Origin of the sequence: Burkholderia sp. S-53 (assembly GCF_025560745.1) — a bacterium.
GTDB classification, from domain to species: Bacteria; Pseudomonadota; Gammaproteobacteria; order Burkholderiales; family Burkholderiaceae; genus Burkholderia; species Burkholderia pyrrocinia.
The window spans coordinates 320,735-346,573 of record NZ_CP090483.1; the positions used below are offsets into that span (position 1 = coordinate 320,735).

The following is a 25,839-nucleotide window of genomic DNA, read 5'->3' on the forward strand; positions in this document are numbered from 1 at the left end:
TCCGTGGCGTTGGCCGGTTACCAGGTCGCGCCGGGGTGCTGGCGCGCGAGGCTCTGCATTTCTGCAAGCAGATAACCCATGTGCTCCGAGTGCTCGCCCTGCTTGCCGGTCGTCACATGCATCACGGGCGCCGGCAGCGTGAGCGTCGCCTCGGCGAGCGCATCGTCCACGTCCGCGCGCCATGCGGCTTCGAGCGTGGCCGGCGCCGGGCCGATGCCCGGTGCGGCGATCGCGTCGTCGATCGCATCGGCGGCGAAGAATTCGCGCGTGTACGGGGTGAGGTAGTCGAGCGCATCCTGTGCGCGACGGTGCGATTCGTCGGTGCCGTCGCCGAGCCGAACGAGCCACTCGCGTGCGTGCTGCACGTGATAGCGGGTTTCCTTCACCGATTTCGCGGCGATCGCAGCGAGCTGCGTGTCGGTCGACGTTTCCAGCGCGCTCCACACGTGGAGCATCAGCGCCGCGTAAAGGAAGTTGCGCACGATCGTCACCGCGTAGTCCTTGTCGGCGTGCGCGGTGCCGGCGACCGGGCCGTAGTGCGGCAGCTCGGCGAGCGTGAAGTTCGCGAACTCGCGCTCGGTACGGAAGTACGCGTAGTCGTCTTCCGTCTTCGTCGCGCCGGTGAGCTGGCGCTCGAGTTCGGCCGCGTGCGTATACAGCATGCGCGCCTGGCCGATGAGGTCGAGGCTCATGTTGGTAAGCGCGATGTCTTCCTCGAGGATCGGGCCGTGGCCGCACCATTCGGCGTTGCGCTGACCGAGGATCAGCGCGTTGTCCGCGAGGCGCAGCACGTAGGAGAGGTGTTCGGGCGTGATCGTCATGGCGCGGGCGTTACATGTGGTTGACTTCGTCGGGCAGCGTGTAGAACGTCGGGTGACGGTAGATCTTGTCGCCCGCCGGTTCGAACAGTTCGGCCTTCTCGTTCGGATCCGATGCGGTGATCGCCGACGACGGCACCACCCAGATGCTCACGCCTTCCTGGCGGCGCGTGTAGACGTCGCGCGCCATGCGCAGCGCCATCGACGCGTCGGCGGCGTGCAGGCTGCCGCAATGCTTGTGGTCGAGGCCCTGCTTGCTGCGCACGAACACTTCCCAGATCGGCCATTCCTTGTTCATCACTTTCTCCTGATTCCTGAATTCGATGGTTGCCGCTCAGGCGGCGTGCTGTTCGGCGCGGGCGCGGCGCTTCGCTTCGTGCGCGAGCGCGGCTTCGCGCACCCATGCGCCGTCCTCGTGCGCTTTCACGCGGGTCGCGAGGCGTTCCTTGTTGCACGGGCCGTCGCCGTTGACCACGCGCCAGAATTCGTCCCAGTCGATCGTGCCGTAGTCATGGTGGCCGCGCGCGTCGTTCCATTTCAGGTCGGGATCGGGCAGCGTGACGCCGAGCACCTTCGCCTGGTCGACCGTCGCGTCGACGAACTTCTGCCGCAGGTCGTCGTTCGAGATCCGCTTGATGCCCCATTTCGCGGACTGGCTGCTGTGGACCGAATCGGCGTCGCTCGGGCCGAACATCATCAGCACCGGCCACCACCAGCGGTTCACGGCCTGCTGGACCATCGCGCGCTGCGCGTCGCTGCCCTTCATCATCGACAGCAGTGCGTCGAAACCCTGGCGCTGGTGGAACGACTCTTCCTTGCACACGCGGATCATCGCGCGCGCGTACGGGCCGTACGTGCAGCGGCACAGCGGGATCTGGTTCATGATCGCGGCGCCGTCGACGAGCCAGCCGATCACGCCGACGTCGGCCCAGGTCGGCGTCGGGTAGTTGAAGATGCTCGAGTATTTCGCCTTGCCTGCGTGCAGCGCGTCGATCAGCGAATCGCGCGACACGCCGAGCGTTTCGGCCGCGCTATAAAGATAGAGGCCGTGGCCGGCTTCGTCCTGGACCTTCGCGAGCAGGATCGCCTTGCGCTTCAGGCTCGGCGCGCGCGAGATCCAGTTGCCTTCCGGCAGCATGCCGACGACTTCCGAATGCGCGTGCTGCGAGATCTGGCGAACCAGCGTCTTGCGATAGGCGTCGGGCATCCAGTCCTGCGGTTCGATCTTGCCGTCCGCGGCCATCACCGCATCGAACCGCGCCTGCTCGGGCGACTCGGCTGCGACGTCGAGCGGCGCGACGTTGCCGGGGATGTCGAGGGATTGCGTGTACATGGCGAAGGGTCTCGTCCGGTTGAATGTGTGCGAAGTATAAACCAACCGACCGGTCGGTTAATAAATTTCTTGTGGAATTGCGGCGAGACTCGGGTAAACGAGGGACGTCGGGGCGCGATCGGGTGGCGCGAGTGCGGACCGGCGCGTGGGTCCCGCGCCTTCTGCGGCACAATGCCCGCTTTCCGATGAGGATTTTGCCGATGTCATTCCGAAGCAGTTTCGCCGCGGCCGTGCTGGGTGCGGCCGTTTTCGTGTCGCCGCTCGCGGCTTCGGCCGCGCCGGCAGGATGGGTTGCCGCGTGGGCGACCGCGCTGCAGCCGATTCCCGACCTTGCTGCGCCGCCGCCGCTCTATCGCGCGCCCGACGTGGCCGGGCGGACCGTGCGCCAGATCGTCTACCCGACGGTGTCGGGACGGGCTGCGCGGATTCGCGTGAGCAATGCATACGGTCGCGCCCCGCTGGTCGTCGAGGCTGCGAGCCTCGCGCGCGCTGGCGACGGCGCTGCGCTCGCCGACAGCGCGGCCGTGCCGGTCCGGTTCGGCGGCAAGGTATCGGTCACGCTCGCCCCGGGCCAGGAACTCGAAAGCGATCCGGCTGCGATCGACGTGACAGCGGGGCAGCCGTATGCAATCAGTCTCCAGATGGGGCCGAATCAGCGGATGACGGTCTGGCACCGCGTGTCGAACCAGTTCAACTATGTCTCTGCGCCGGGCGATCACGTGAACGATCCCGGCGCCGCCACGTTCCGCACCCGTTTTACCCAATATGCATGGGTGACCGAGCTGGCCGTCGAAGCGGGTTCCGCGCGAGCCAGCGTAGCCGCGATCGGCGACTCGATTACCGACGGACTGCGTTCGAGCGTAAACCGGAACCGCCGCTGGCCGGACGCGCTGACGCGTCGGCTGACGGCGTCGGGCGCCGATTCGATCGGCGTCGTGAATCTGGGCATCAGCGGGAACCGGCTACTCAGCGATTCCGCGTGCTACGGCACGTCGCTGGCGTCGCGGTTCGAGCGCGATGCGCTGTCGCGCGCAGGCGTGAAGGCCGCGGTCGTGCTGATCGGGATCAACGACATCAACTTCGCGGCGATGCCGCCGCGCGCGGGGCTCGATTGCGACCATCCGCATACGCAGGTCACGGCCGCGTCGCTGATCGACGGCTATCGCCGGCTGATCGAGGCGGCGCACCGCCAGGGCGTGAAGGTCTTCGGCGCGACGCTCACTCCGGCGGATTTGCCGGCCGGGCGCGAGGCGATCCGGCTCGAGGTGAACCGCTGGATCCGGAGCGGCGGCGGGTTCGACGGCGTGGTCGACTTCGACGCGGTGCTGCGCGATCCGGCGCGCCCGAGCGTGCTGCAGCGCCGGTACGATAGCGGTGACGGCATTCACCCGAGCGACGCGGGCTACACGGCGATGGCCGACGCGGTACCGGTCGAGCAGATCCTGGCTGCCATGGGCGGCAAGTGACACCCTTCTATATATAGAGTGAAGCGCTGCCGGCGGCCCGGAGGTCAGCAGCGACACCCGGCCCGTCGAGCCCCAAGCCACCGTGCGCGGCAGCGCACGGAGGCTTTTTCAAAATAATTTCACAAAGGGGCTTGCGGAGATGCGGGCGGGTGCATAGAATCACGCCTCTTTCGCGCTAACGGAAACGCGGCGCGGAAGAGGGGAAGCGAAGTCGGTGGTGTGCAGCAGTTGCCGCTCACGGCTGGCGCAGGAAGATGGACCCCGCAGTCGCAACGAAGTAGTTCAAAAAGTTGTTGACGATCTGCGAAACACGGTTCATAATCTCGCTTCTCTGCTGCTGAAAACGCAGCGCTGCTGAGAAACACGATGTTCCTCGCAGAAATGCTCTTTAAAAATTAACAGCCGATAAGTGTGGGCGCTTGATGGAAGCGAGCTGATCCTCGGATCAGATAGCGAAAGTATCAAGAGTCTCACACTAAAGTAAGTCAGGTTTATGAAGCAATTCATATTCCTGTCAGCTTTGAGTGAGCGACCGGTTCGAAAGAACCGAAAACAGTAACAGGTTTAAACTGAAGAGTTTGATCCTGGCTCAGATTGAACGCTGGCGGCATGCCTTACACATGCAAGTCGAACGGCAGCACGGGTGCTTGCACCTGGTGGCGAGTGGCGAACGGGTGAGTAATACATCGGAACATGTCCTGTAGTGGGGGATAGCCCGGCGAAAGCCGGATTAATACCGCATACGATCTACGGATGAAAGCGGGGGACCTTCGGGCCTCGCGCTATAGGGTTGGCCGATGGCTGATTAGCTAGTTGGTGGGGTAAAGGCCTACCAAGGCGACGATCAGTAGCTGGTCTGAGAGGACGACCAGCCACACTGGGACTGAGACACGGCCCAGACTCCTACGGGAGGCAGCAGTGGGGAATTTTGGACAATGGGCGAAAGCCTGATCCAGCAATGCCGCGTGTGTGAAGAAGGCCTTCGGGTTGTAAAGCACTTTTGTCCGGAAAGAAATCCTTGGTTCTAATATAGCCGGGGGATGACGGTACCGGAAGAATAAGCACCGGCTAACTACGTGCCAGCAGCCGCGGTAATACGTAGGGTGCGAGCGTTAATCGGAATTACTGGGCGTAAAGCGTGCGCAGGCGGTTTGCTAAGACCGATGTGAAATCCCCGGGCTCAACCTGGGAACTGCATTGGTGACTGGCAGGCTAGAGTATGGCAGAGGGGGGTAGAATTCCACGTGTAGCAGTGAAATGCGTAGAGATGTGGAGGAATACCGATGGCGAAGGCAGCCCCCTGGGCCAATACTGACGCTCATGCACGAAAGCGTGGGGAGCAAACAGGATTAGATACCCTGGTAGTCCACGCCCTAAACGATGTCAACTAGTTGTTGGGGATTCATTTCCTTAGTAACGTAGCTAACGCGTGAAGTTGACCGCCTGGGGAGTACGGTCGCAAGATTAAAACTCAAAGGAATTGACGGGGACCCGCACAAGCGGTGGATGATGTGGATTAATTCGATGCAACGCGAAAAACCTTACCTACCCTTGACATGGTCGGAATCCTGCTGAGAGGCGGGAGTGCTCGAAAGAGAACCGATACACAGGTGCTGCATGGCTGTCGTCAGCTCGTGTCGTGAGATGTTGGGTTAAGTCCCGCAACGAGCGCAACCCTTGTCCTTAGTTGCTACGCAAGAGCACTCTAAGGAGACTGCCGGTGACAAACCGGAGGAAGGTGGGGATGACGTCAAGTCCTCATGGCCCTTATGGGTAGGGCTTCACACGTCATACAATGGTCGGAACAGAGGGTTGCCAACCCGCGAGGGGGAGCTAATCCCAGAAAACCGATCGTAGTCCGGATTGCACTCTGCAACTCGAGTGCATGAAGCTGGAATCGCTAGTAATCGCGGATCAGCATGCCGCGGTGAATACGTTCCCGGGTCTTGTACACACCGCCCGTCACACCATGGGAGTGGGTTTTACCAGAAGTGGCTAGTCTAACCGCAAGGAGGACGGTCACCACGGTAGGATTCATGACTGGGGTGAAGTCGTAACAAGGTAGCCGTATCGGAAGGTGCGGCTGGATCACCTCCTTTCCAGAGCTATCTCGCGAAGTTGAGCGCTCACGCTTATCGGCTGTAAATTAAAGACAGACTCAGGGGTCTGTAGCTCAGTCGGTTAGAGCACCGTCTTGATAAGGCGGGGGTCGTTGGTTCGAATCCAACCAGACCCACCATTGTCTGACGTGTCGGTGATCGTTAGTGCTTTAGCGCTTACGAGTACCCCAAGCCGACCGGCTAACACCTGAGGATATTCTGTACATGGGGGCATAGCTCAGCTGGGAGAGCACCTGCTTTGCAAGCAGGGGGTCGTCGGTTCGATCCCGTCTGCCTCCACCAATCTTCAATGACAAGCGTTCGACGACGTCGAACTTTTGTCATTGGCGATTGAGCCAGTCAGAGTGATACGTAGTACGTATCGGCTGTCGTTCTTTAACAATCTGGAAGAAGTAAGTAATTTGGATAGCGGAAGCGTCTATGAGATGGACGTGAAAACTATCCGGGTTGTGATTGTATCGATGTATCTCAAGATGATTCGGGTCTACTCCCTTCGGGAGTGGGGCCAGCGTAAGCGCTAAAGCGCTAACGCCGGACCGACATCAATTGGAATACGGCACAACGCGAAAACTCAACCTGTAACGACTGTCGGAGAGACAGACTCGTTATAGGGTCAAGCGAACAAGTGCATGTGGTGGATGCCTTGGCGATCACAGGCGATGAAGGACGCGGTAGCCTGCGAAAAGCTACGGGGAGCTGGCAAACGAGCTTTGATCCGTAGATGTCCGAATGGGGAAACCCACTCCTTTTGGAGTATCCATGGCTGAATACATAGGCCATGCGAAGCGAACGCGGTGAACTGAAACATCTAAGTAACCGCAGGAAAAGAAATCAACCGAGATTCCCAAAGTAGTGGCGAGCGAAATGGGATGAGCCTTGTACTCTTTATTTGTATTGTTAGCCGAACGCTCTGGAAAGTGCGGCCATAGCGGGTGATAGCCCCGTAGGCGAAAACAGTATGAAAGAACTAAGTGTACGACAAGTAGGGCGGGACACGTGAAATCCTGTCTGAAGATGGGGGGACCATCCTCCAAGGCTAAATACTCGTGATCGACCGATAGTGAACCAGTACCGTGAGGGAAAGGCGAAAAGAACCCCGGGAGGGGAGTGAAATAGATCCTGAAACCGCATGCATACAAACAGTCGGAGCCTCGTAAGGGGTGACGGCGTACCTTTTGTATAATGGGTCAGCGACTTACGTTCAGTAGCAAGCTTAACCGTATAGGGCAGGCGTAGCGAAAGCGAGTCCGAATAGGGCGTTCAGTTGCTGGGCGTAGACCCGAAACCAAGTGATCTATCCATGGCCAGGATGAAGGTGCGGTAACACGTACTGGAGGTCCGAACCCACTAACGTTGAAAAGTTAGGGGATGAGCTGTGGATAGGGGTGAAAGGCTAAACAAACTTGGAAATAGCTGGTTCTCTCCGAAAACTATTTAGGTAGTGCCTCGTGTCTCACCTTCGGGGGTAGAGCACTGTCATGGTTGGGGGGTCTATTGCAGATTACCCCGCCATAGCAAACTCCGAATACCGAAGAGTGCAATCACGGGAGACAGACATCGGGTGCTAACGTCCGGTGTCAAGAGGGAAACAACCCAGACCGCCAGCTAAGGTCCCCAAATATAGCTAAGTGGGAAACGAAGTGGGAAGGCTAAAACAGTCAGGAGGTTGGCTTAGAAGCAGCCACCCTTTAAAGAAAGCGTAATAGCTCACTGATCGAGTCGTCCTGCGCGGAAGATGTAACGGGGCTAAGCTATATACCGAAGCTGCGGATGCGAGCTATGCTCGCATGGTAGGAGAGCGTTCCGTAAGCCTGCGAAGGTGCGTTGAAAAGCGTGCTGGAGGTATCGGAAGTGCGAATGCTGACATGAGTAGCGATAAAGGGGGTGAAAGGCCCCCTCGCCGTAAGCCCAAGGTTTCCTACGCAACGTTCATCGGCGTAGGGTGAGTCGGCCCCTAAGGCGAGGCAGAAATGCGTAGCTGATGGGAAGCAGGTCAATATTCCTGCACCATTGTTAGATGCGATGGGGGGACGGATCGCGGAAGGTTGTCCGGGTGTTGGAAGTCCCGGTCGCTGCATTGGAGAAGGCACTTAGGCAAATCCGGGTGCGCAATTCAAGGGTGTGGCGCGAGCTCCTTAGGGAGCGAAGCAATTGGAAGTGGTTCCAAGAAAAGCCTCTAAGCTTCAGTCTAACGATGACCGTACCGCAAACCGACACAGGTGGGCGAGATGAGTATTCTAAGGCGCTTGAGAGAACTCGGGAGAAGGAACTCGGCAAATTGGTACCGTAACTTCGGGATAAGGTACGCCCTTGTAGCTTGACTGGCCTGCGCCAGGAGGGTGAAGGGGTTGCAATAAACTGGTGGCTGCGACTGTTTAAAAAAACACAGCACTCTGCAAACACGAAAGTGGACGTATAGGGTGTGACGCCTGCCCGGTGCCGGAAGATTAAATGATGGGGTGCAAGCTCTTGATTGAAGTCCCGGTAAACGGCGGCCGTAACTATAACGGTCCTAAGGTAGCGAAATTCCTTGTCGGGTAAGTTCCGACCTGCACGAATGGCGTAACGATGGCCACACTGTCTCCTCCCGAGACTCAGCGAAGTTGAAGTGTTTGTGATGATGCAATCTACCCGCGGCTAGACGGAAAGACCCCATGAACCTTTACTGTAGCTTTGCATTGGACTTTGAACCGATCTGTGTAGGATAGGTGGGAGGCTATGAAACCGGAACGCTAGTTTCGGTGGAGCCGTCCTTGAAATACCACCCTGGTTTGTTTGAGGTTCTAACCTTGGCCCGTGATCCGGGTCGGGGACAGTGCATGGTAGGCAGTTTGACTGGGGCGGTCTCCTCCCAAAGCGTAACGGAGGAGTACGAAGGTACGCTAGGTACGGTCGGAAATCGTGCTGATAGTGCAATGGCATAAGCGTGCTTAACTGCGAGACCGACAAGTCGAGCAGGTGCGAAAGCAGGTCATAGTGATCCGGTGGTTCTGTATGGAAGGGCCATCGCTCAACGGATAAAAGGTACTCTGGGGATAACAGGCTGATACCGCCCAAGAGTTCATATCGACGGCGGTGTTTGGCACCTCGATGTCGGCTCATCTCATCCTGGGGCTGTAGCCGGTCCCAAGGGTATGGCTGTTCGCCATTTAAAGAGGTACGTGAGCTGGGTTTAAAACGTCGTGAGACAGTTTGGTCCCTATCTGCCGTGGGCGTTGGATATTTGAAGGGGGCTGCTCCTAGTACGAGAGGACCGGAGTGGACGAACCTCTGGTGTACCGGTTGTCACGCCAGTGGCATCGCCGGGTAGCTATGTTCGGAAGAGATAACCGCTGAAAGCATCTAAGCGGGAAACTCGCCTTAAGATGAGATATCCCTGGGGACTAGATCCCCTTGAAGGGTCGTTCGAGACCAGGACGTTGATAGGTCAGGTGTGTAAGCGCAGTAATGCGTTCAGCTAACTGATACTAATTGCCCGTAAGGCTTGATCCTATAACAAGTCTGTCTCGATAGCCGTTAGCGCTTCAGCGCTTACGGATATCGAGCGTCGAGTGCAAGACACTCGACGTACGACGGTTGAAGTACCGCGTACGTGTGAGATACAGCTCACAACTCAAAATTACTGCTTCTTCCCGATTGGTCGCGCTGCGAAGCAACGCGACAACCCTCTTTGCCTGATGACCATAGCGAGTCGGTCCCACCCCTTCCCATCCCGAACAGGACCGTGAAACGACTCTACGCCGATGATAGTGCGGATTCCCGTGTGAAAGTAGGTAATCGTCAGGCTCCCTAAGCCAGAAACCCCCGCCCGAAAAGGCGGGGGTTTTTGCATTTCGGCGATGGAAATGCACGCGCGCCGGCGAAGGGCGGTTCGACCAGCGCTGGCGCATCTAGGGCGTTGATTCAGTCGCCACCCACGAGGTTGGCGAAACGTCGGCCAACAACAACTCGAGCTGCCGAGACCGACATCATCCCATCCACTCACTATCCGCAGCGACAGCGATCAAGCCGGCATCCCGGCCGATTACGCCCGCTAACTTCTGCGCTGCAATCCTCCGTCACGGATTTGCTTGTCACAGGGCGCGAGCGCGATGTGACGTCGTATTGCGGCTCAATGACCGGGTATCTTGCCCCATTCGATACCGTACTGAGCGCATCCTCTGTCAAAATCAGGATCGCCATTCTGCGGCTACAACGCATGCAAGCGCCCCCCAGACACCCCTTGTGCGGTTCGCCTGAGCCAGGCGCCCTATGTCATATGCTCGGCGTTCAGCATGTCTTTGACGCGAGCTCCGAGCGCTCGCCGCCAGTTGAAGCCGCGCGACTGAACTTTGCCGGGGCTGCGCCGCGTCGCTATCAAGCGACGTTCTTGGCTCAATTCCGCCCATCATCATTGAAATCGGATCATTCGAGGCCACGCCAGGGGCGTGCGTCGCTCGCTGCAAAGAAAGGCTCGATCTTGGCGCCAACCGCGACGTGTGCGAGCTCGCGGGCTGGCCGCCATCAGAAGTCGGCGCTGTTTCTTTTGACGAGCACGGGTTGTCCGTTTCGCAACACGTAGATCTCTTCGGTGAACGAACAGGCGGTACAGCCGAAGCAATCTCGCCCTTCATCCATCAACGCGAAGCGCGTGCCGCCTGCGTCGACACCGGTCGATCGCACCGTGCACGCGGTACCCGGATCACTGAGCGCGGAATGCTCGGCCGGTGGAAACGGGAGAGTCGTGTTCCTGCCGTGATCCCGAGTCAGCACGAGCATTACCGGACAACGATCGGCAGACGTTGACGATCGATCGTCGCATTTCAGTTTTCCGGCGTCGTCGTATGCATGGGGCGCAGCGCAAGCGCCCCCGTCGAACCCGACGCAGATTCTGTCGTTCAGCTGCACGAGGCGGGCATCGTACGGACATGCGGGATGCCGTGTGTGCGCCGCGGATCGGCTGCGATACGCCGACCAGATGTTTAGGTTGGTCGGTTTGCAAGATGGGGCGACGCAACGGGGCCGTACTGCAGGACATTCGCCGCGATGGCGGCACCGAGGTTGCGGGGCATCCCGAGGCATTGGCGCGTGTCGTCGCCTAGCAATGGCTGCAGCACGCCGAGGCAGGCTGGACCGCCGGACTCGTCTTGAGGCGCGTCATATAGGGCGTCTGCGGCGATGAGGTACGCGGAGGCGCCGTTGAGCAGCCACGCATACGCGATCGCATCCTGATTCATTGGGCGCACCGAGGGCGAGTCAAGGCGCGTCGATTCCAGGCATCCGGCATCGAGCGCCGGCTTCAACCGGTCGTACGCAGCGAGCGCAGCGAATGCCTTTGAGCGTCCCGCGGCGTGGCTTTCAGCCAGCGCCTGCTGGCGGACCTTCGCGATCGTGCTCGAGCGGCACGAGGCGTCAGCAGGGTCGGCGGCATGTGCGGTCGACACCATGAAAGCCATCACAAGAGCAAGCAGGCGCATGAGGATTGGAACCGGGAGCGGGCAGGTGACCCGGGATGGAGTCGCGTGTGCCGCCGAAGTCGGCGAAAACAGGGCGGGGCGACCACGACTCCGCGCCAAAAGCACGGGCGCAATGTCCGGTGCGAATGCTGGAATGCTCACGAGAAAGCGGTGTTGCGCGTGCCGGCCATCGGGCGCGGCCAGGCTCCCCGCGGTACCGGTCGAGGGGCCCGTGCCGTCCGTCGGTAACCGAGCTGCAGCCCCGCGAATATCGAAGGAGAGGTCGCCGGATCTGTCCGGCACGAAATTTGCGGAAATTTTGTGCTAACCCGCTTGGCATTGTGCGCCGGAGGCCTTATCATGGCGGTCTTTCGTTTTTAGCGCAGATGAAGTTTGGCGCTGGAAACGGAGTCTGACGAAGATGTGGCGCCGATCGGCAACATCGCGTGCTTGCCTTAGCCGGGCAGGGGGCGAAGATCGGTGGCGGAGCAAGTGTTGGGAAGAGAGTGAAAATAATCTTCCGGATGTGCTTGACAGGAGTGCGATGCACCCCCATAATCGTCAGTTCTCTACGGAGGGGTGCCCGAGTGGCTAAAGGGGGCAGACTGTAAATCTGTTGGCTTACGCCTACGTTGGTTCGAATCCAACCTCCTCCACCAAGAACATCAGCTGAAAGAGCGGTAGGGAATCGTTAGTCGCCCGTGCGGGTGTAGCTCAATGGTAGAGCAGAAGCCTTCCAAGCTTACGACGAGGGTTCGATTCCCTTCACCCGCTCCAGACCGTGAAGTTGAAGCGTAAAAGCGCCCATGTGGCTCAGTGGTAGAGCACTCCCTTGGTAAGGGAGAGGTCGGCAGTTCGATCCTGCCCATGGGCACCAGTAGTACAAGTCAGTGTCTGTTTGCGCGCGGCGCAACCTGTGAAATTCCTTTTGGGAGTCGAAAATGGCCAAGGGTAAATTTGAGCGGACCAAGCCGCACGTGAACGTTGGTACGATTGGTCACGTTGACCACGGCAAGACGACGCTGACGGCAGCGATCACGACGGTTCTGACGAAGAAGTTCGGCGGCGAAGCGAAGGCGTACGACCAGATCGACGCGGCACCGGAAGAAAAGGCGCGCGGCATCACGATCAACACGGCACACGTCGAGTACGAAACGGCTAACCGCCACTACGCACACGTCGACTGCCCGGGCCACGCTGACTACGTGAAGAACATGATCACGGGCGCGGCACAGATGGACGGCGCGATCCTGGTTTGCTCGGCAGCAGACGGCCCGATGCCGCAAACGCGTGAGCACATCCTGCTGGCGCGTCAGGTTGGCGTTCCGTACATCATCGTGTTCCTGAACAAGTGCGACATGGTGGACGACGCAGAACTGCTCGAGCTGGTCGAGATGGAAGTTCGCGAACTCCTGTCGAAGTACGACTTCCCGGGCGACGACACGCCGATCGTGAAGGGTTCGGCGAAGCTGGCGCTGGAAGGCGACACGGGCGAGCTGGGCGAAGTGGCGATCATGAACCTGGCCGACGCGCTGGACACGTACATCCCGACGCCGGAGCGTGCAGTTGACGGCGCGTTCCTGATGCCGGTGGAAGACGTGTTTCTCGATCTCGGGCCGTGGTACGGTGGTGACGGGTCGTGTCGAGCGCGGCATCGTGAAGGTCGGCGAAGAAATCGAAATCGTCGGTATCAAGCCGACGGTGAAGACGACCTGCACGGGCGTGGAAATGTTCCGCAAGCTGCTGGACCAAGGTCAGGCAGGCGACAACGTCGGTATCCTGCTGCGCGGCACGAAGCGTGAAGACGTGGAGCGTGGCCAGGTTCTGGCGAAGCCGGGTTCGATCACGCCGCACACGCACTTCACGGCTGAAGTGTACGTGCTGAGCAAGGACGAAGGCGGCCGTCACACGCCGTTCTTCAACAACTACCGTCCGCAGTTCTACTTCCGTACGACGGACGTGACGGGCTCGATCGAGCTGCCGAAGGACAAGGAAATGGTGATGCCGGGCGACAACGTGTCGATCACGGTGAAGCTGATCGCTCCGATCGCGATGGAAGAAGGTCTGCGCTTCGCAATCCGCGAAGGTGGCCGTACCGTCGGCGCCGGCGTCGTCGCCAAGATCATCGAGTAAGCCAGTTATTCGTTGATCGACAGTTTTGGGGCTGGCAGCAGCCGGCCCCAGCATGGTTTAGGGGTATAGCTCAACTGGCAGAGCGTCGGTCTCCAAAACCGAAGGTTGGGGGTTCGATTCCCTCTGCCCCTGCCAAAAATCGCCACGTGTCTCACGTGGCATTTGTTTTAAGGTGTTATGGCGAATCCATCCGTCGAAACTGTAAATACCTCCGGCGATAAGCTGATGCTGGCCCTGGGCGTATTGTTGGTGTTGGCCGGATTCGTGGGCTTCTTCTGGCTGGCCAATCAGCAGTGGTATGTCCGCGGTGCCGCGTTGGCGGTAGGTATCATCGCCGGCGTGGCCGTCGGGCTGATGTCCGCACCTGGCAAGAGCCTCATCGCTTTTGCCAAGGATTCGTACAAGGAAGTCCGGAAGGTCGTATGGCCCACCCGCAAGGAAGCAACGCAAACCACACTCGTCGTGTTCGGTTTCGTGCTCGTGATGGCGATTTTCCTCTGGTTGAGTGACAAATCGATCGAATGGGTGATTTTCTCGGCGATTCTGGGTTGGAAATGATATGAGCGATACTCCGGCATCCCCGAGCGGAAAACGTTGGTACGTCGTGCACGCCTACTCCGGTATGGAGAAGAGCGTGCAACGTGCGCTTCAGGAGCGCATCGAACGTGCTGGCATGCAGGACAAATTCGGTCAGATCCTGGTTCCGACCGAAGAAGTGGTCGAAGTCAAAGGCGGCCACAAGGCTGTGACCGAGCGTCGTTTCTTCCCCGGCTACGTGCTGGTGGAAATGGAAATGACGGACGAAACGTGGCACCTCGTGAAGAACACCGCGAAGGTCACCGGCTTCGTCGGCGGTGCGCGTAACCGCCCGACCCCGATTTCCCCGAAGGAAGTCGAGAAGATCATGTCGCAGATGCAGGAAGGCGTCGAAAAGCCGCGCCCGAAGACCCTGTTCGAAGTTGGCGAGATGGTGCGTGTCAAGGAAGGCCCGTTCACGGACTTCAACGGCACCGTCGAAGAAGTCAACTACGAAAAATCGCGCGTGCGTGTGTCGGTCACCATCTTTGGCCGATCCACCCCGGTCGAACTCGAGTTCGGCCAGGTCGAAAAAGTTTGATCCCGATTCGGTGGGCAGCCTCGGCTGCCCACCTTCGCGCTTACGGCCCGCGTCATGGTCGTTGAGGAGCGTCAGTAGCCAGCGGCGAAAGCGCGTTATCACTCACCGAACGCCGCTTGGCGTTCCAACGAGGTTTACAAATGGCAAAGAAGATTGTCGGCTTTATCAAGCTGCAGATTCCTGCAGGTAAAGCCAACCCGTCGCCGCCGGTCGGTCCGGCACTGGGCCAGCGCGGCCTGAACATCATGGAGTTCTGCAAGGCGTTCAACGCGCAGACTCAAGGCATGGAGCCGGGTCTGCCGGTGCCGGTGGTCATCACGGCATTCGCTGACAAGAGCTTCACGTTCGTGATGAAGACGCCGCCGGCGACCGTCCTGATCAAGAAGGCGGCGAAGGTGGACAAGGGCTCGAGCAAGCCGCACACCGACAAGGTCGGTTCGATCACGCGCGCTCAAGCCGAAGAAATCGCGAAGACCAAGATGCCGGACCTTACGGCAGCTGATCTGGACGCAGCCGTTCGCACCATCGCTGGTAGCGCACGCTCGATGGGCATCACTGTGGAGGGCGTGTAAATGGCTAAGATCTCCAAGCGCCGTCAGGCATTTGCTGCCAAGGTCGATCGTCAGAAGCTGTACGCGATCGAAGACGCACTGAGCCTCGTGAAGGAATGCGCGAGCGCGAAGTTCGACGAGTCGATCGACGTCGCAGTCCAGCTCGGCATCGATGCAAAGAAGTCGGACCAGGTCGTTCGTGGTTCGGTCGTTCTGCCGGCCGGTACGGGCAAGTCGGTTCGCGTTGCCGTGTTCGCGCAAGGCGAAAAGGCCGAGCAGGCTCGTGCAGCAGGCGCGGAAATCGTCGGTATGGAAGACCTGGCTGAGCAGATCAAGGCTGGCCAGATGGACTTCGACATCGTGATCGCTTCGCCGGACACGATGCGTATCGTCGGTACGCTCGGTCAGATCCTCGGCCCGCGCGGCCTGATGCCGAACCCGAAGGTCGGTACGGTCACGCCGGACGTCGCAACCGCCGTCAAGAACGCGAAGGCTGGTCAGGTGCAATTCCGTGTCGACAAGGCCGGTATCATCCACGCGACCATCGGCCGTGCATCGTTCGAGCCGACCGCGCTGCGTTCGAACCTGTCGGCGCTGATCGAAGCGCTGCAGAAGGCGAAGCCGGCAACGAGCAAGGGCGTGTACCTGCGCAAGATCGCACTGTCGAGCACGATGGGCGTCGGCGTGCGTGTCGACCAGGCTACGCTGGCAGCACAGTAAGCAAGTATTCAGGCCGCTTCGTTCGCGAAGCGGCCTTCATGGGCTTTGGGCGGTTGTTCGTGCAGCAAGGCGGGCAACCGGTTATCAAAGACCGTTGGTGGGGCGCAGCAGTCAGGCGATCCCTTAATTCAAGCCAACGCAGATGGCGAACCCGAAAAAGTTTTGCAGTGGTGAAGCCGCAGGCCGTGAAGCGATTCGCGGTGTGAGGTGGAAATACTCCTAACGAGGTCGGACGCCGTTGTTGAACGAGGTACGTGAGGTTTCGTGCCGAACGTATCGTTTCTGGAGGCTAACCGTGCCGCTTAATAGAGAAGACAAGCAAGCCGTCGTCGCTGAGGTTTCCGCGCAAGTCGCGAAGGCCCAGACCGTTGTGCTGGCTGAGTATCGTGGAATTGCGGTTGGCGATCTGACCAAGCTGCGCGCGCAAGCGCGTGAGCAACAGGTTTACCTGCGCGTGTTGAAGAACACGCTGGCGCGTCGCGCTGTCGAAGGTACGCCGTTTGCTCCGCTGGCAGAGCAGATGACTGGCCCGTTGATCTACGGCATCTCGGAAGATGCAATTGCTGCTGCTAAGGTCGTCAACGACTTCAGCAAGAGCAATGACAAGTTGGTCATCAAGGCTGGTTCGTTCGATGGCAAGGTGATGGACAAGGCTGGCGTACAAGCGCTGGCAAGCATCCCGAGCCGCGAAGAACTGCTCTCGAAGCTGCTGTTCGTTATGCAATCGCCTGTTTCGGGCTTCGCGCGCGCTCTGGCCGCGCTGGCCGAGAAGAAGCAAGCGGAAGCTGCGTAATCGAGCGTGCATCAGCGTCATTGATCGCTGGCTGTATCCGAATTCAATTTAGGAGTATTTCAAATGGCAATCGCAAAAGAAGACATCCTGGCAGCAGTCGAAGGGATGACCGTTCTGGAACTGAACGAACTGGTCAAGGCGTTCGAAGAAAAGTTTGGCGTGTCGGCAGCTGCAGTGGCAGTCGCTGGCCCGGCAGGCGGCGGCGCTGCTGCTGCTGCTGAAGAAAAGACCGAATTCACGGTCGTTCTGGCTGAAACCGGTAGCAACAAGGTCAGCGTGATCAAGGCCGTTCGCGAACTGACGGGCCTGGGCCTGAAGGAAGCGAAGGACCTGGTTGACGGTGCACCGAAGCCCGTCAAGGAAGGCGTCGACAAGGCTGCTGCTGAAGAAGCCAAGAAGAAGCTGGAAGAAGCAGGCGCGAAGGTCGAAATCAAGTAAGTTTCGACGCGCTGTGCGAAGGCTGGCGGTATTTTCACCGCCGGCCTTTTTGTGCTTTGTGGGGACGTTATTCTGGCACTCATTCGGGAGCCTGAATAATCGGCCCCAGAAGCCAAAGAAAACCGCCTGATCGTTGTCATTGGTTACGATTGGCGGTTCTCTTTGTCTTCTGAAGCGACTGCAGAAGGCAAGTTTGGTCGGGTAGCGGGCAACACAGGCATCCGCTGCCGTCAGCCAGCGGTTGGTAGCGGCCAACCACCAAGCTTCTCGGCTCGTTCAAGCCGTCGAACGGCCATCGGGTCTCAGTCGGTGAACACTCGGGTTTGAAACGTCCAGGTATTCCGCCTCGATAGCACCCGCCGTGATTCGGAGATCGTATGCAATATTCCTTCACCGAGAAGAAGCGCATTCGCAAGAGTTTCGCGAAGCGCCCCATCGTTCACCAAGTTCCGTTCTTGCTGGCTACCCAGCTTGAATCATTCAGCACGTTTCTGCAAGCCGATGTGCCGGCGACGCAACGCAAGCCTGAAGGTTTGCAGGCCGCGTTCACATCGGTATTTCCCATTGTTTCGCACAACGGCTTCGCGCGCCTCGAGTTCGTGAGCTATGCGCTGTCCGCGCCGGCATTCAACATCAAGGAATGCCAGCAGCGCGGCCTGACGTACTGCTCCGCGCTGCGCGCGAAGGTCCGCCTCGTCATCCTCGACAAGGAATCGCCGAACAAGCCGGTCGTCAAGGAAGTGAAGGAGCAGGAAGTGTACATGGGCGAAATTCCGCTCATGACGCCGACGGGCTCGTTCGTCATCAACGGCACCGAGCGTGTCATCGTCTCGCAGCTGCACCGTTCGCCGGGCGTGTTCTTCGAACACGACAAGGGCAAGACGCACAGCTCGGGCAAGCTGCTGTTCTCGGCACGGATCATTCCGTACCGCGGCTCGTGGCTCGACTTCGAATTCGATCCGAAGGACATCCTGTACTTCCGCGTCGACCGTCGCCGCAAGATGCCGGTCACGATCCTGCTGAAGGCCATCGGCCTGACGCCGGAACAGATCCTCGCGAACTTCTTCGTGTTCGACAACTTCACGCTGATGGACGAAGGCGCGCAACTCGAGTTCGTGCCCGAGCGCCTGCGTGGCGAAGTCGCGCGTTTCGACATCACGGATCGTGATGGCAAGGTCATCGTCCAGAAGGACAAGCGGATCAACGCGAAGCACATTCGCGACCTCGAAGCCGCGAAGACCAAGTTCATCTCGGTGCCGGAAGACTATCTGCTCGGCCGCGTGCTGGCGAAGAACGTCGTCGACGGCGACACCGGCGAAGTGATCGCGAGCGCGAACGACGAAGTCACGGAAAGCGTGCTCGAGAAGCTGCGCGAAGCGGGCATCAAGGACATCCAGACGCTCTACACGAACGATCTGGACCAGGGCCCGTACATCTCGTCGACGCTGCGTGTGGACGAAACGACCGACAAGACGGCCGCGCGCATCGCGATCTACCGCATGATGCGTCCGGGCGAGCCGCCGACCGAAGAAGCGGTCGAGGCACTGTTCAACCGTCTGTTCTACAGCGAAGAAGCGTACGACCTGTCGAAGGTCGGCCGCATGAAGTTCAACCGCCGCGTCAGCCGTGACGAGATCACCGGCCCGATGACGCTGCAGGACGACGACATCCTCGCGACGATCAAGATCCTCGTCGAGCTGCGCAACGGCAAGGGCGAAGTGGACGACATCGACCACCTCGGCAACCGTCGCGTGCGTTGCGTCGGCGAACTGGCGGAAAACCAGTTCCGCGCCGGTCTCGTGCGTGTCGAGCGCGCGGTCAAGGAACGCCTCGGCCAGGCCGAAAGCGAAAACCTGATGCCGCACGACCTGATCAACTCGAAGCCGATTTCGTCGGCGATCCGCGAGTTCTTCGGTTCGTCGCAGCTGTCGCAGTTCATGGACCAGACCAACCCGCTGTCGGAAATCACGCACAAGCGCCGTGTTTCCGCACTGGGCCCGGGCGGTCTGACGCGCGAGCGTGCAGGCTTCGAAGTCCGCGACGTGCACCCGACCCACTATGGCCGCGTGTGCCCGATCGAAACGCCGGAAGGTCCGAACATCGGCCTGATCAACTCGCTCGCACTGTACGCGCACCTGAACGAGTACGGCTTCCTCGAGACGCCGTACCGCAAGGTCGTGGACAGCAAGGTGACCGATCAGATCGACTACCTGTCGGCGATCGAGGAAGGCCGCTACATGATCGCGCAGGCGAACGCCGCGATCGACGAGAACGGCACGCTGATCGACGAACTCGTGTCGTCGCGTGAAGCCGGCGAAACGATGATGGTCACGCCGGACCGTATCCAGTACATGGACGTCGCACCGTCGCAGATCGTGTCGGTTGCAGCTTCGCTGATCCCGTTCCTCGAGCACGACGACGCGAACCGTGCACTGATGGGCTCGAACATGCAGCGTCAGGCCGTGCCGTGTCTGCGTCCGGAAAAGCCGGTCGTCGGTACGGGCATCGAGCGCACCTGCGCGGTCGACTCGGGCACGACGGTTCAGGCGTTCCGCGGTGGCGTCGTCGACTATGTCGACGCAGGCCGTATCGTGATTCGCGTGAACGACGACGAAGCGGTCGCAGGTGAAGTCGGTGTCGACATCTACAACCTGATCAAGTACACGCGTTCGAACCAGAACACGAACATCAACCAGCGTCCGATCGTGAAGATGGGCGACAAGGTCTCGCGCGGCGACGTGCTGGCCGACGGCGCCTCGACGGACCTGGGCGAGCTCGCGCTCGGCCAGAACATGCTGATCGCGTTCATGCCGTGGAACGGCTACAACTTCGAGGATTCGATCCTGATCTCGGAGAAGGTCGTGGCCGACGATCGCTACACGTCGATCCACATCGAAGAGCTGAACGTCGTTGCACGCGACACGAAGCTCGGGCCGGAAGAAATCACGCGCGACATCTCGAACCTGGCGGAAGTCCAGCTCGGCCGTCTCGACGAATCGGGCATCGTGTACATCGGTGCGGAAGTCGAAGCGGGCGACGTGCTGGTCGGCAAGGTCACGCCGAAGGGCGAGACCCAGCTGACGCCGGAAGAGAAGCTGCTGCGCGCGATCTTCGGCGAGAAGGCTTCGGACGTGAAGGACACGTCGCTGCGCGTGCCGTCGGGCATGAGCGGTACCGTGATCGACGTCCAGGTGTTCACGCGTGAAGGCATCCAGCGCGACAAGCGTGCGCAACAGATCATCGACGACGAACTGAAGCGTTACCGTCTCGACCTGAACGACCAGCTGCGCATCGTGGAAGGCGACGCGTTCCAGCGTCTCGCGCGCATGCTCGTGGGCAAGGTCGCGAACGGCGGTCCGAAGAAGCTCGCGAAGGGCACGAAGATCGACCAGGCTTACCTGGAAGACCTCGACCACTACCACTGGTTCGACATCCGCCTCGCGGACGACGAAGCAGCGGCGCAGCTCGAAGCGATCAAGAACTCGATCGAAGAAAAGCGTCACCAGTTCGACCTCGCGTTCGAAGAGAAGCGCAAGAAGCTCACGCAAGGCGACGAACTGCCGCCGGGCGTGCTGAAGATGGTCAAGGTGTACCTCGCGGTGAAGCGCCGCCTGCAGCCTGGCGACAAGATGGCAGGCCGTCACGGTAACAAGGGTGTCGTGTCGAAGATCGTCCCGATCGAAGACATGCCGTACATGGCCGACGGCCGTCCGGCAGACGTCGTGCTGAACCCGCTCGGCGTGCCGTCGCGGATGAACGTGGGTCAGGTTCTGGAAGTGCACCTCGGCTGGGCCGCGAAGGGCCTCGGCTGGCGTATCGGCGAAATGCTGCAGCGTCAGGCGAAGATCGAGGAAATGCGCGTGTTCCTGACGAAGATCTACAACGACTCGGGCCGCCAGGAAGATCTGGAAAGCTTCACCGACGACGAGATCCTCGAACTCGCGAAGAACCTGCGCGAAGGCGTGCCGTTCGCAACGCCTGTGTTCGACGGTGCGACCGAGGAAGAAATGGGCAAGATGCTCGACCTCGCGTTCCCGGACGACATCGCGGAACAGCTCGGCATGAACCCGTCGAAGAACCAGGTCCGCCTGTACGACGGCCGCACGGGTGAAATGTTCGAACGTCGCGTGACGCTTGGCTACATGCACTACCTGAAGCTGCACCACTTGGTCGACGACAAGATGCACGCGCGTTCGACCGGCCCGTACTCGCTCGTCACGCAGCAGCCGCTGGGTGGTAAGGCGCAGTTCGGTGGCCAGCGTTTCGGTGAAATGGAAGTGTGGGCACTCGAAGCGTACGGCGCGTCCTACGTGCTGCAGGAAATGCTGACGGTGAAGTCGGACGACGTGACCGGCCGGACCAAGGTGTACGAAAACCTGGTCAAGGGCGATCACGTGATCGATGCAGGCATGCCGGAATCCTTCAACGTGCTCGTGAAGGAAATCCGCTCGCTCGGTATCGATATCGATCTCGACCGCAATTAATCGGACTACGGAGAGAAAGCAATGAAAGCTCTGCTCGATCTATTCAAGCAAGTCCAACAGGAAGAAGTTTTCGACGCGATCAAGATCGGTCTGGCTTCGCCTGACAAGATCCGTTCGTGGTCGTTCGGCGAAGTGAAGAAGCCGGAGACCATCAACTACCGTACGTTCAAGCCGGAACGGGATGGTCTCTTCTGCGCGAAGATCTTCGGGCCGATCAAGGACTACGAGTGCCTGTGCGGCAAGTACAAGCGTCTGAAGCATCGCGGCGTGATCTGCGAGAAGTGCGGCGTCGAAGTGACGCTGGCGAAGGTACGTCGCGAACGCATGGGCCACATCGAACTGGCCTCGCCGGTCGCGCACATCTGGTTCCTGAAGTCGCTGCCGTCGCGTCTGGGCATGGTGCTCGACATGACGCTGCGCGACATCGAACGCGTGCTGTACTTCGAAGCGTACGTGGTGATCGAACCGGGCATGACGCCGCTGAAGGCGCGGCAGATCATGACCGAAGAGGATTACTACAACAAGGTCGAGGAATACGGCGACGAATTCCGTGCCGAGATGGGCGCGGAAGGCGTGCGTGAACTGCTGCGCGCGATCAACATCGACGAGCAGGTCGAGACGCTGCGCACCGAGCTGAAGAACACCGGCTCGGAAGCGAAGATCAAGAAGTACGCGAAGCGCCTGAAGGTCCTCGAGGCATTCCAGCGCTCGGGCATCAAGCCCGAGTGGATGATCCTCGAAGTGCTGCCGGTGCTGCCGCCGGAACTGCGTCCGCTCGTGCCGCTGGACGGCGGCCGTTTCGCGACGTCGGACCTGAACGACCTGTATCGCCGCGTGATCAACCGTAACAACCGGTTGAAGCGTCTGCTCGAGCTGAAGGCGCCTGAAATCATCGTCCGCAACGAAAAGCGGATGCTGCAAGAAGCCGTCGACTCGCTGCTCGACAACGGTCGTCGCGGCAAGGCGATGACGGGCGCGAACAAGCGTCCGCTGAAGTCGCTCGCCGACATGATCAAGGGCAAGGGCGGTCGTTTCCGTCAGAACCTGCTGGGCAAGCGCGTCGACTACTCGGGCCGTTCGGTCATCGTGGTCGGCCCGACGCTGAAGCTGCACCAGTGCGGTCTGCCGAAGCTGATGGCGCTCGAGCTGTTCAAGCCGTTCATCTTCAACAAGCTGGAAGTGATGGGCGTCGCGACGACCATCAAGGCTGCGAAGAAGGAAGTCGAGAACCAGACGCCGGTGGTGTGGGACATCCTCGAAGAGGTGATCCGCGAGCACCCGGTGATGCTGAACCGTGCGCCGACGCTGCACCGTCTCGGTATCCAGGCGTTCGAGCCCGTGCTGATCGAAGGCAAGGCGATCCAGCTGCACCCGCTCGTCTGCGCGGCGTTCAACGCCGACTTCGACGGTGACCAGATGGCCGTTCACGTGCCGCTGTCGCTCGAAGCGCAGATGGAAGCGCGCACGCTGATGCTGGCGTCGAACAACGTGCTGTTCCCGGCCAACGGCGATCCGTCGATCGTGCCGTCGCAGGATATCGTGCTGGGTCTGTACTACGCGACCCGCGAAGCGATCAACGGCAAGGGCGAAGGCCTGTCGTTCACGGGCGTGTCGGAAGCGATCCGCGCGTACGAGAACAAGGAAGTCGAGCTGGCATCGCGCGTCAACGTGCGGATCACCGAAATGGTCCACAACGAAGACAAGTCGGAAGGCGCACCGGCATTCGTGCCGAAGATCACGCTGTACGCGACGACCGTTGGTCGCGCGATCCTGTCGGAGATCCTGCCGCACGGCCTGCCGTTCTCGGTGCTGAACAAGCCGCTGAAGAAGAAGGAAATCTCGCGCCTGATCAACACGGCGTTCCGCAAGTGCGGTCTGCGCGCGACGGTGGTGTTCGCCGACCAGCTGATGCAGTCGGGTTTCCGTCTCGCGACGCGCGCCGGCATTTCGATCTGCGTGGACGACATGCTCGTGCCGCCGCAGAAGGAAACGATCGTCGGCGACGCCGCGAAGAAGGTGAAGGAATACGACCGCCAGTACATGTCGGGTCTCGTCACCGCGCAGGAACGCTACAACAACGTGGTCGACATCTGGTCGGCGACGTCGGAAGCGGTCGGCAAGGCGATGATGGAGCAGCTGTCGACGGAGCCGGTGACGGACCGCGACGGCAACGAGACGCGCCAGGAGTCGTTCAACTCGATCTACATGATGGCCGACTCGGGCGCCCGGGGTTCGGCGGTGCAGATTCGTCAGCTGGCCGGTATGCGTGGCCTGATGGCGAAGCCGGACGGCTCGATTATCGAGACGCCGATTACCGCGAACTTCCGCGAAGGCCTGAACGTGTTGCAGTACTTCATCTCGACCCACGGTGCACGTAAGGGTCTGGCTGATACGGCACTGAAGACCGCGAACTCGGGTTACCTGACGCGTCGTCTGGTCGACGTCACGCAGGATCTGGTGGTGGTCGAGGACGATTGCGGCACGTCGAACGGCGTCGCGATGAAGGCGCTGGTCGAAGGCGGTGAAGTCGTCGAAGCGCTGCGCGACCGTATCCTCGGCCGCGTCGCGGTCGCGGACGTCGTGAACCCGGAAACGCAGGAAACGCTGTACGAATCGGGCACGCTGCTCGACGAAACGGCGGTCGAGGAAATCGAACGCCTCGGCATCGACGAAGTGCGCGTGCGCACGCCGCTGACCTGCGAAACGCGTTACGGTCTGTGCGCGGCCTGCTACGGCCGTGACCTCGGCCGCGGCTCGCTCGTGAACGTCGGCGAAGCAGTCGGCGTGATCGCGGCACAGTCGATCGGCGAACCGGGCACGCAGCTGACGATGCGTACGTTCCACATCGGTGGTGCGGCATCGCGTGCGGCAGTGGCCTCGTCGGTCGAAGCGAAGAGCAACGGTATCGTGCGCTTCACGGCAACGATGCGCTACGTCACGAATGCGAAGGGCGAGCAGATCGTCATTTCCCGTTCGGGCGAAGCGATGATCACCGACGACTTCGGTCGCGAGCGCGAGCGTCACAAAGTGCCGTACGGCGCGACGCTGCTGCAGCTCGACGGCGCGACCATCAAGGCAGGCACGCAGCTCGCCACGTGGGATCCGCTGACGCGTCCGATCATCACCGAGTACGGTGGTACGGTGAAGTTCGAGAACGTCGAGGAAGGCGTGACGGTCGCGAAGCAGATCGACGACGTGACCGGCCTGTCGACGCTGGTCGTGATCGACGTGAAGCGTCGCGGTTCGCAGGCTTCGAAGAGCGTGCGTCCGCAGGTGAAGCTGCTCGACGCAAACGGCGAAGAAGTGAAGATTCCGGGCACGGAACACGCAGTGCAGATCGGCTTCCAGGTCGGCGCACTGATTACCGTGAAGGATGGCCAGCAGGTGCAGGTCGGTGAAGTGCTCGCACGTATCCCGACCGAAGCGCAGAAGACGCGTGACATTACCGGCGGTCTGCCGCGGGTGGCGGAACTGTTCGAAGCGCGTTCGCCGAAGGATGCCGGCATTCTCGCGGAAGTCACCGGTACGACGTCGTTCGGTAAGGACACGAAGGGCAAGCAGCGTCTCGTCATCACGGATCTCGAGGGCAACCAGCACGAGTTCCTGATCGCGAAGGAAAAGCAGGTGCTGGTCCACGATGCTCAGGTCGTCAACAAGGGCGAAATGATCGTGGACGGTCCGGCCGATCCGCACGACATCCTGCGTCTGCAGGGTATCGAGGCGCTGTCGCGCTACATCGTCGACGAAGTGCAGGACGTGTATCGTCTGCAGGGCGTGAAGATCAACGACAAGCACATCGAGGTGATCGTTCGCCAGATGCTGCGTCGTGTGCAGATCACCGACAACGGTGATACGCGCTTCATCCCGGGCGAGCAGGTCGAACGTTCCGACATGCTGGACGAGAACGATCGCATGATCGCCGAGGACAAGCGTCCGGCTTCGTACGACAACGTGCTGCTCGGTATCACGAAGGCATCGCTGTCGACCGACTCGTTCATCTCTGCGGCATCGTTCCAGGAAACGACCCGCGTGCTGACCGAAGCGGCGATCATGGGCAAGCGCGACGATCTGCGCGGTCTGAAGGAAAACGTGATCGTCGGCCGTCTGATTCCGGCCGGTACGGGTCTCGCGTTCCACAAGGCACGCAAGGCGAAGGAATCGTCGGATCGCGAGCGTTTCGACCAGATCGCAGCGGAAGAGGCGTTCGATTTCGGCACGCCGAGCACGCCTGCTGCGGAAGAGCCGCAACAGCACCCGGCAGCCGAGTAAGCGCGGGCGGCGCGAGCCGCCTCGCCTCGCTGTCATCGAAACCGCCCGGTTTTGCCGGGCGGTTTTTTTTATCCGTCGTTCACGCGCATGACGCGCCTGCGCATCGCCGGCCGCGGCTGTTTGCGAGCGATGCGTCCCATCGCTGCAGGTGCTGCTGCATGC

At 60.3% G+C, this 25,839-nt stretch carries 14 protein-coding genes, 6 tRNA genes, 3 rRNA genes and 1 pseudogene; 19 read left to right on the plus strand and 5 right to left on the minus strand.

What is annotated here, in order from left to right; translation table 11 throughout:
- Positions 1-17: 17 nt before the first annotated feature.
- From paaC to paaA, 3 genes are read right to left on the minus strand one after another with little or no spacing between them, the layout of a single operon-like run.
- Positions 18-821, minus strand: a complete 804-nt coding sequence (gene paaC, locus LXM88_RS06465; RefSeq protein ID WP_262539702.1) for a 1,2-phenylacetyl-CoA epoxidase subunit PaaC — start codon at positions 819-821, stop codon at positions 18-20.
- A gap of 10 nt (positions 822-831) precedes the next feature.
- The gene (gene paaB / locus LXM88_RS06470; protein ID WP_010092957.1) at positions 832-1,116 is read right to left on the minus strand and encodes a 1,2-phenylacetyl-CoA epoxidase subunit PaaB; all 285 of its coding nucleotides are present in this window, start codon (positions 1,114-1,116) and stop codon (positions 832-834) included.
- Between the two features lie 36 nt (positions 1,117-1,152).
- A complete protein-coding gene (gene paaA / locus LXM88_RS06475; RefSeq protein WP_262539725.1) occupies positions 1,153-2,151 on the minus strand; it encodes a 1,2-phenylacetyl-CoA epoxidase subunit PaaA in 999 nt (332 codons plus the stop codon).
- A gap of 200 nt (positions 2,152-2,351) precedes the next feature.
- Here paaA and LXM88_RS06480 point away from each other — a divergent pair, with 200 nt between their 5' ends.
- The 6 genes from LXM88_RS06480 (at position 2,352) to rrf (ending at position 9,523) form a co-directional block, all read left to right on the plus strand.
- Positions 2,352-3,617, plus strand: a complete 1,266-nt coding sequence (locus tag LXM88_RS06480; protein ID WP_262539727.1) for an SGNH/GDSL hydrolase family protein — start codon at positions 2,352-2,354, stop codon at positions 3,615-3,617.
- 566 nt (positions 3,618-4,183) lie between these two features.
- Positions 4,184-5,716: ribosomal RNA gene (locus LXM88_RS06485) — 16S ribosomal RNA — on the plus strand.
- A gap of 63 nt (positions 5,717-5,779) precedes the next feature.
- Positions 5,780-5,856: transfer RNA gene (locus tag LXM88_RS06490), tRNA-Ile, on the plus strand.
- Between the two features lie 87 nt (positions 5,857-5,943).
- Positions 5,944-6,019, plus strand: a tRNA-Ala gene (locus LXM88_RS06495).
- Positions 6,020-6,348: 329 nt separating this feature from the next.
- Positions 6,349-9,229: ribosomal RNA gene (locus LXM88_RS06500) — 23S ribosomal RNA — on the plus strand.
- Positions 9,230-9,410: 181 nt separating this feature from the next.
- Positions 9,411-9,523: ribosomal RNA gene (rrf, locus tag LXM88_RS06505) — 5S ribosomal RNA — on the plus strand.
- Together the 16S, 23S and 5S rRNA genes with 2 tRNA genes alongside form the textbook arrangement of a ribosomal RNA operon.
- Before the next feature lie 717 nt (positions 9,524-10,240).
- Here the strand turns inward: rrf and LXM88_RS06510 are convergent.
- On the minus strand, positions 10,241-10,624 hold the full coding sequence (locus tag LXM88_RS06510; RefSeq protein ID WP_262539728.1) for a hypothetical protein: 384 nt from the start codon (positions 10,622-10,624) through the stop codon (positions 10,241-10,243).
- Between the two features lie 74 nt (positions 10,625-10,698).
- Positions 10,699-11,193: a hypothetical protein gene (locus LXM88_RS06515; RefSeq protein ID WP_262539730.1), complete on the minus strand. Its 495-nt coding sequence runs from the start codon at positions 11,191-11,193 to the stop codon at positions 10,699-10,701.
- Positions 11,194-11,745: 552 nt separating this feature from the next.
- Here LXM88_RS06515 and LXM88_RS06520 point away from each other — a divergent pair.
- The 13 genes and pseudogenes from LXM88_RS06520 to rpoC all read left to right on the plus strand — a co-directional run bounded on the left by LXM88_RS06520 (position 11,746) and on the right by rpoC (position 25,677).
- Positions 11,746-11,831: transfer RNA gene (locus tag LXM88_RS06520), tRNA-Tyr, on the plus strand.
- Between the two features lie 44 nt (positions 11,832-11,875).
- Positions 11,876-11,949 (plus strand) — tRNA-Gly (locus LXM88_RS06525).
- Between the two features lie 25 nt (positions 11,950-11,974).
- Positions 11,975-12,049 (plus strand) — tRNA-Thr (locus LXM88_RS06530).
- 64 nt (positions 12,050-12,113) lie between these two features.
- Positions 12,114-13,305: pseudogene (tuf, locus tag LXM88_RS06535) on the plus strand (elongation factor Tu).
- 59 nt (positions 13,306-13,364) lie between these two features.
- Positions 13,365-13,440, plus strand: a tRNA-Trp gene (locus tag LXM88_RS06540).
- Between the two features lie 42 nt (positions 13,441-13,482).
- On the plus strand, positions 13,483-13,863 hold the full coding sequence (gene secE, locus LXM88_RS06545) for a preprotein translocase subunit SecE (protein WP_006482892.1): 381 nt from the start codon (positions 13,483-13,485) through the stop codon (positions 13,861-13,863).
- A gap of 1 nt (position 13,864) precedes the next feature.
- The gene (gene nusG, locus LXM88_RS06550; RefSeq protein ID WP_006400672.1) at positions 13,865-14,422 is read left to right on the plus strand and encodes a transcription termination/antitermination protein NusG; all 558 of its coding nucleotides are present in this window, start codon (positions 13,865-13,867) and stop codon (positions 14,420-14,422) included.
- 140 nt (positions 14,423-14,562) lie between these two features.
- Positions 14,563-14,994: a 50S ribosomal protein L11 gene (gene rplK / locus LXM88_RS06555; protein ID WP_006753591.1), complete on the plus strand. Its 432-nt coding sequence runs from the start codon at positions 14,563-14,565 to the stop codon at positions 14,992-14,994.
- Positions 14,995-15,693 carry a 50S ribosomal protein L1 gene (rplA, locus tag LXM88_RS06560; RefSeq protein ID WP_006482906.1) on the plus strand — a complete coding sequence of 233 codons (699 nt, stop codon included), beginning with the start codon at positions 14,995-14,997 and terminating at the stop codon, positions 15,691-15,693.
- A 295-nt stretch (positions 15,694-15,988) separates the two neighbouring features.
- Entirely contained in the window at positions 15,989-16,486 is a 498-nt protein-coding gene (rplJ, locus tag LXM88_RS06565) for a 50S ribosomal protein L10 (RefSeq protein ID WP_027788582.1), read from the plus strand.
- Positions 16,487-16,549: 63 nt separating this feature from the next.
- Positions 16,550-16,924 carry a 50S ribosomal protein L7/L12 gene (gene rplL, locus LXM88_RS06570; protein ID WP_262539795.1) on the plus strand — a complete coding sequence of 125 codons (375 nt, stop codon included), beginning with the start codon at positions 16,550-16,552 and terminating at the stop codon, positions 16,922-16,924.
- A 377-nt stretch (positions 16,925-17,301) separates the two neighbouring features.
- Entirely contained in the window at positions 17,302-21,408 is a 4,107-nt protein-coding gene (gene rpoB / locus LXM88_RS06575) for a DNA-directed RNA polymerase subunit beta (RefSeq protein ID WP_262539796.1), read from the plus strand.
- Positions 21,409-21,429: 21 nt separating this feature from the next.
- A complete protein-coding gene (gene rpoC, locus LXM88_RS06580; RefSeq protein WP_262539798.1) occupies positions 21,430-25,677 on the plus strand; it encodes a DNA-directed RNA polymerase subunit beta' in 4,248 nt (1,415 codons plus the stop codon).
- Positions 25,678-25,839 lie beyond the last annotated feature (162 nt).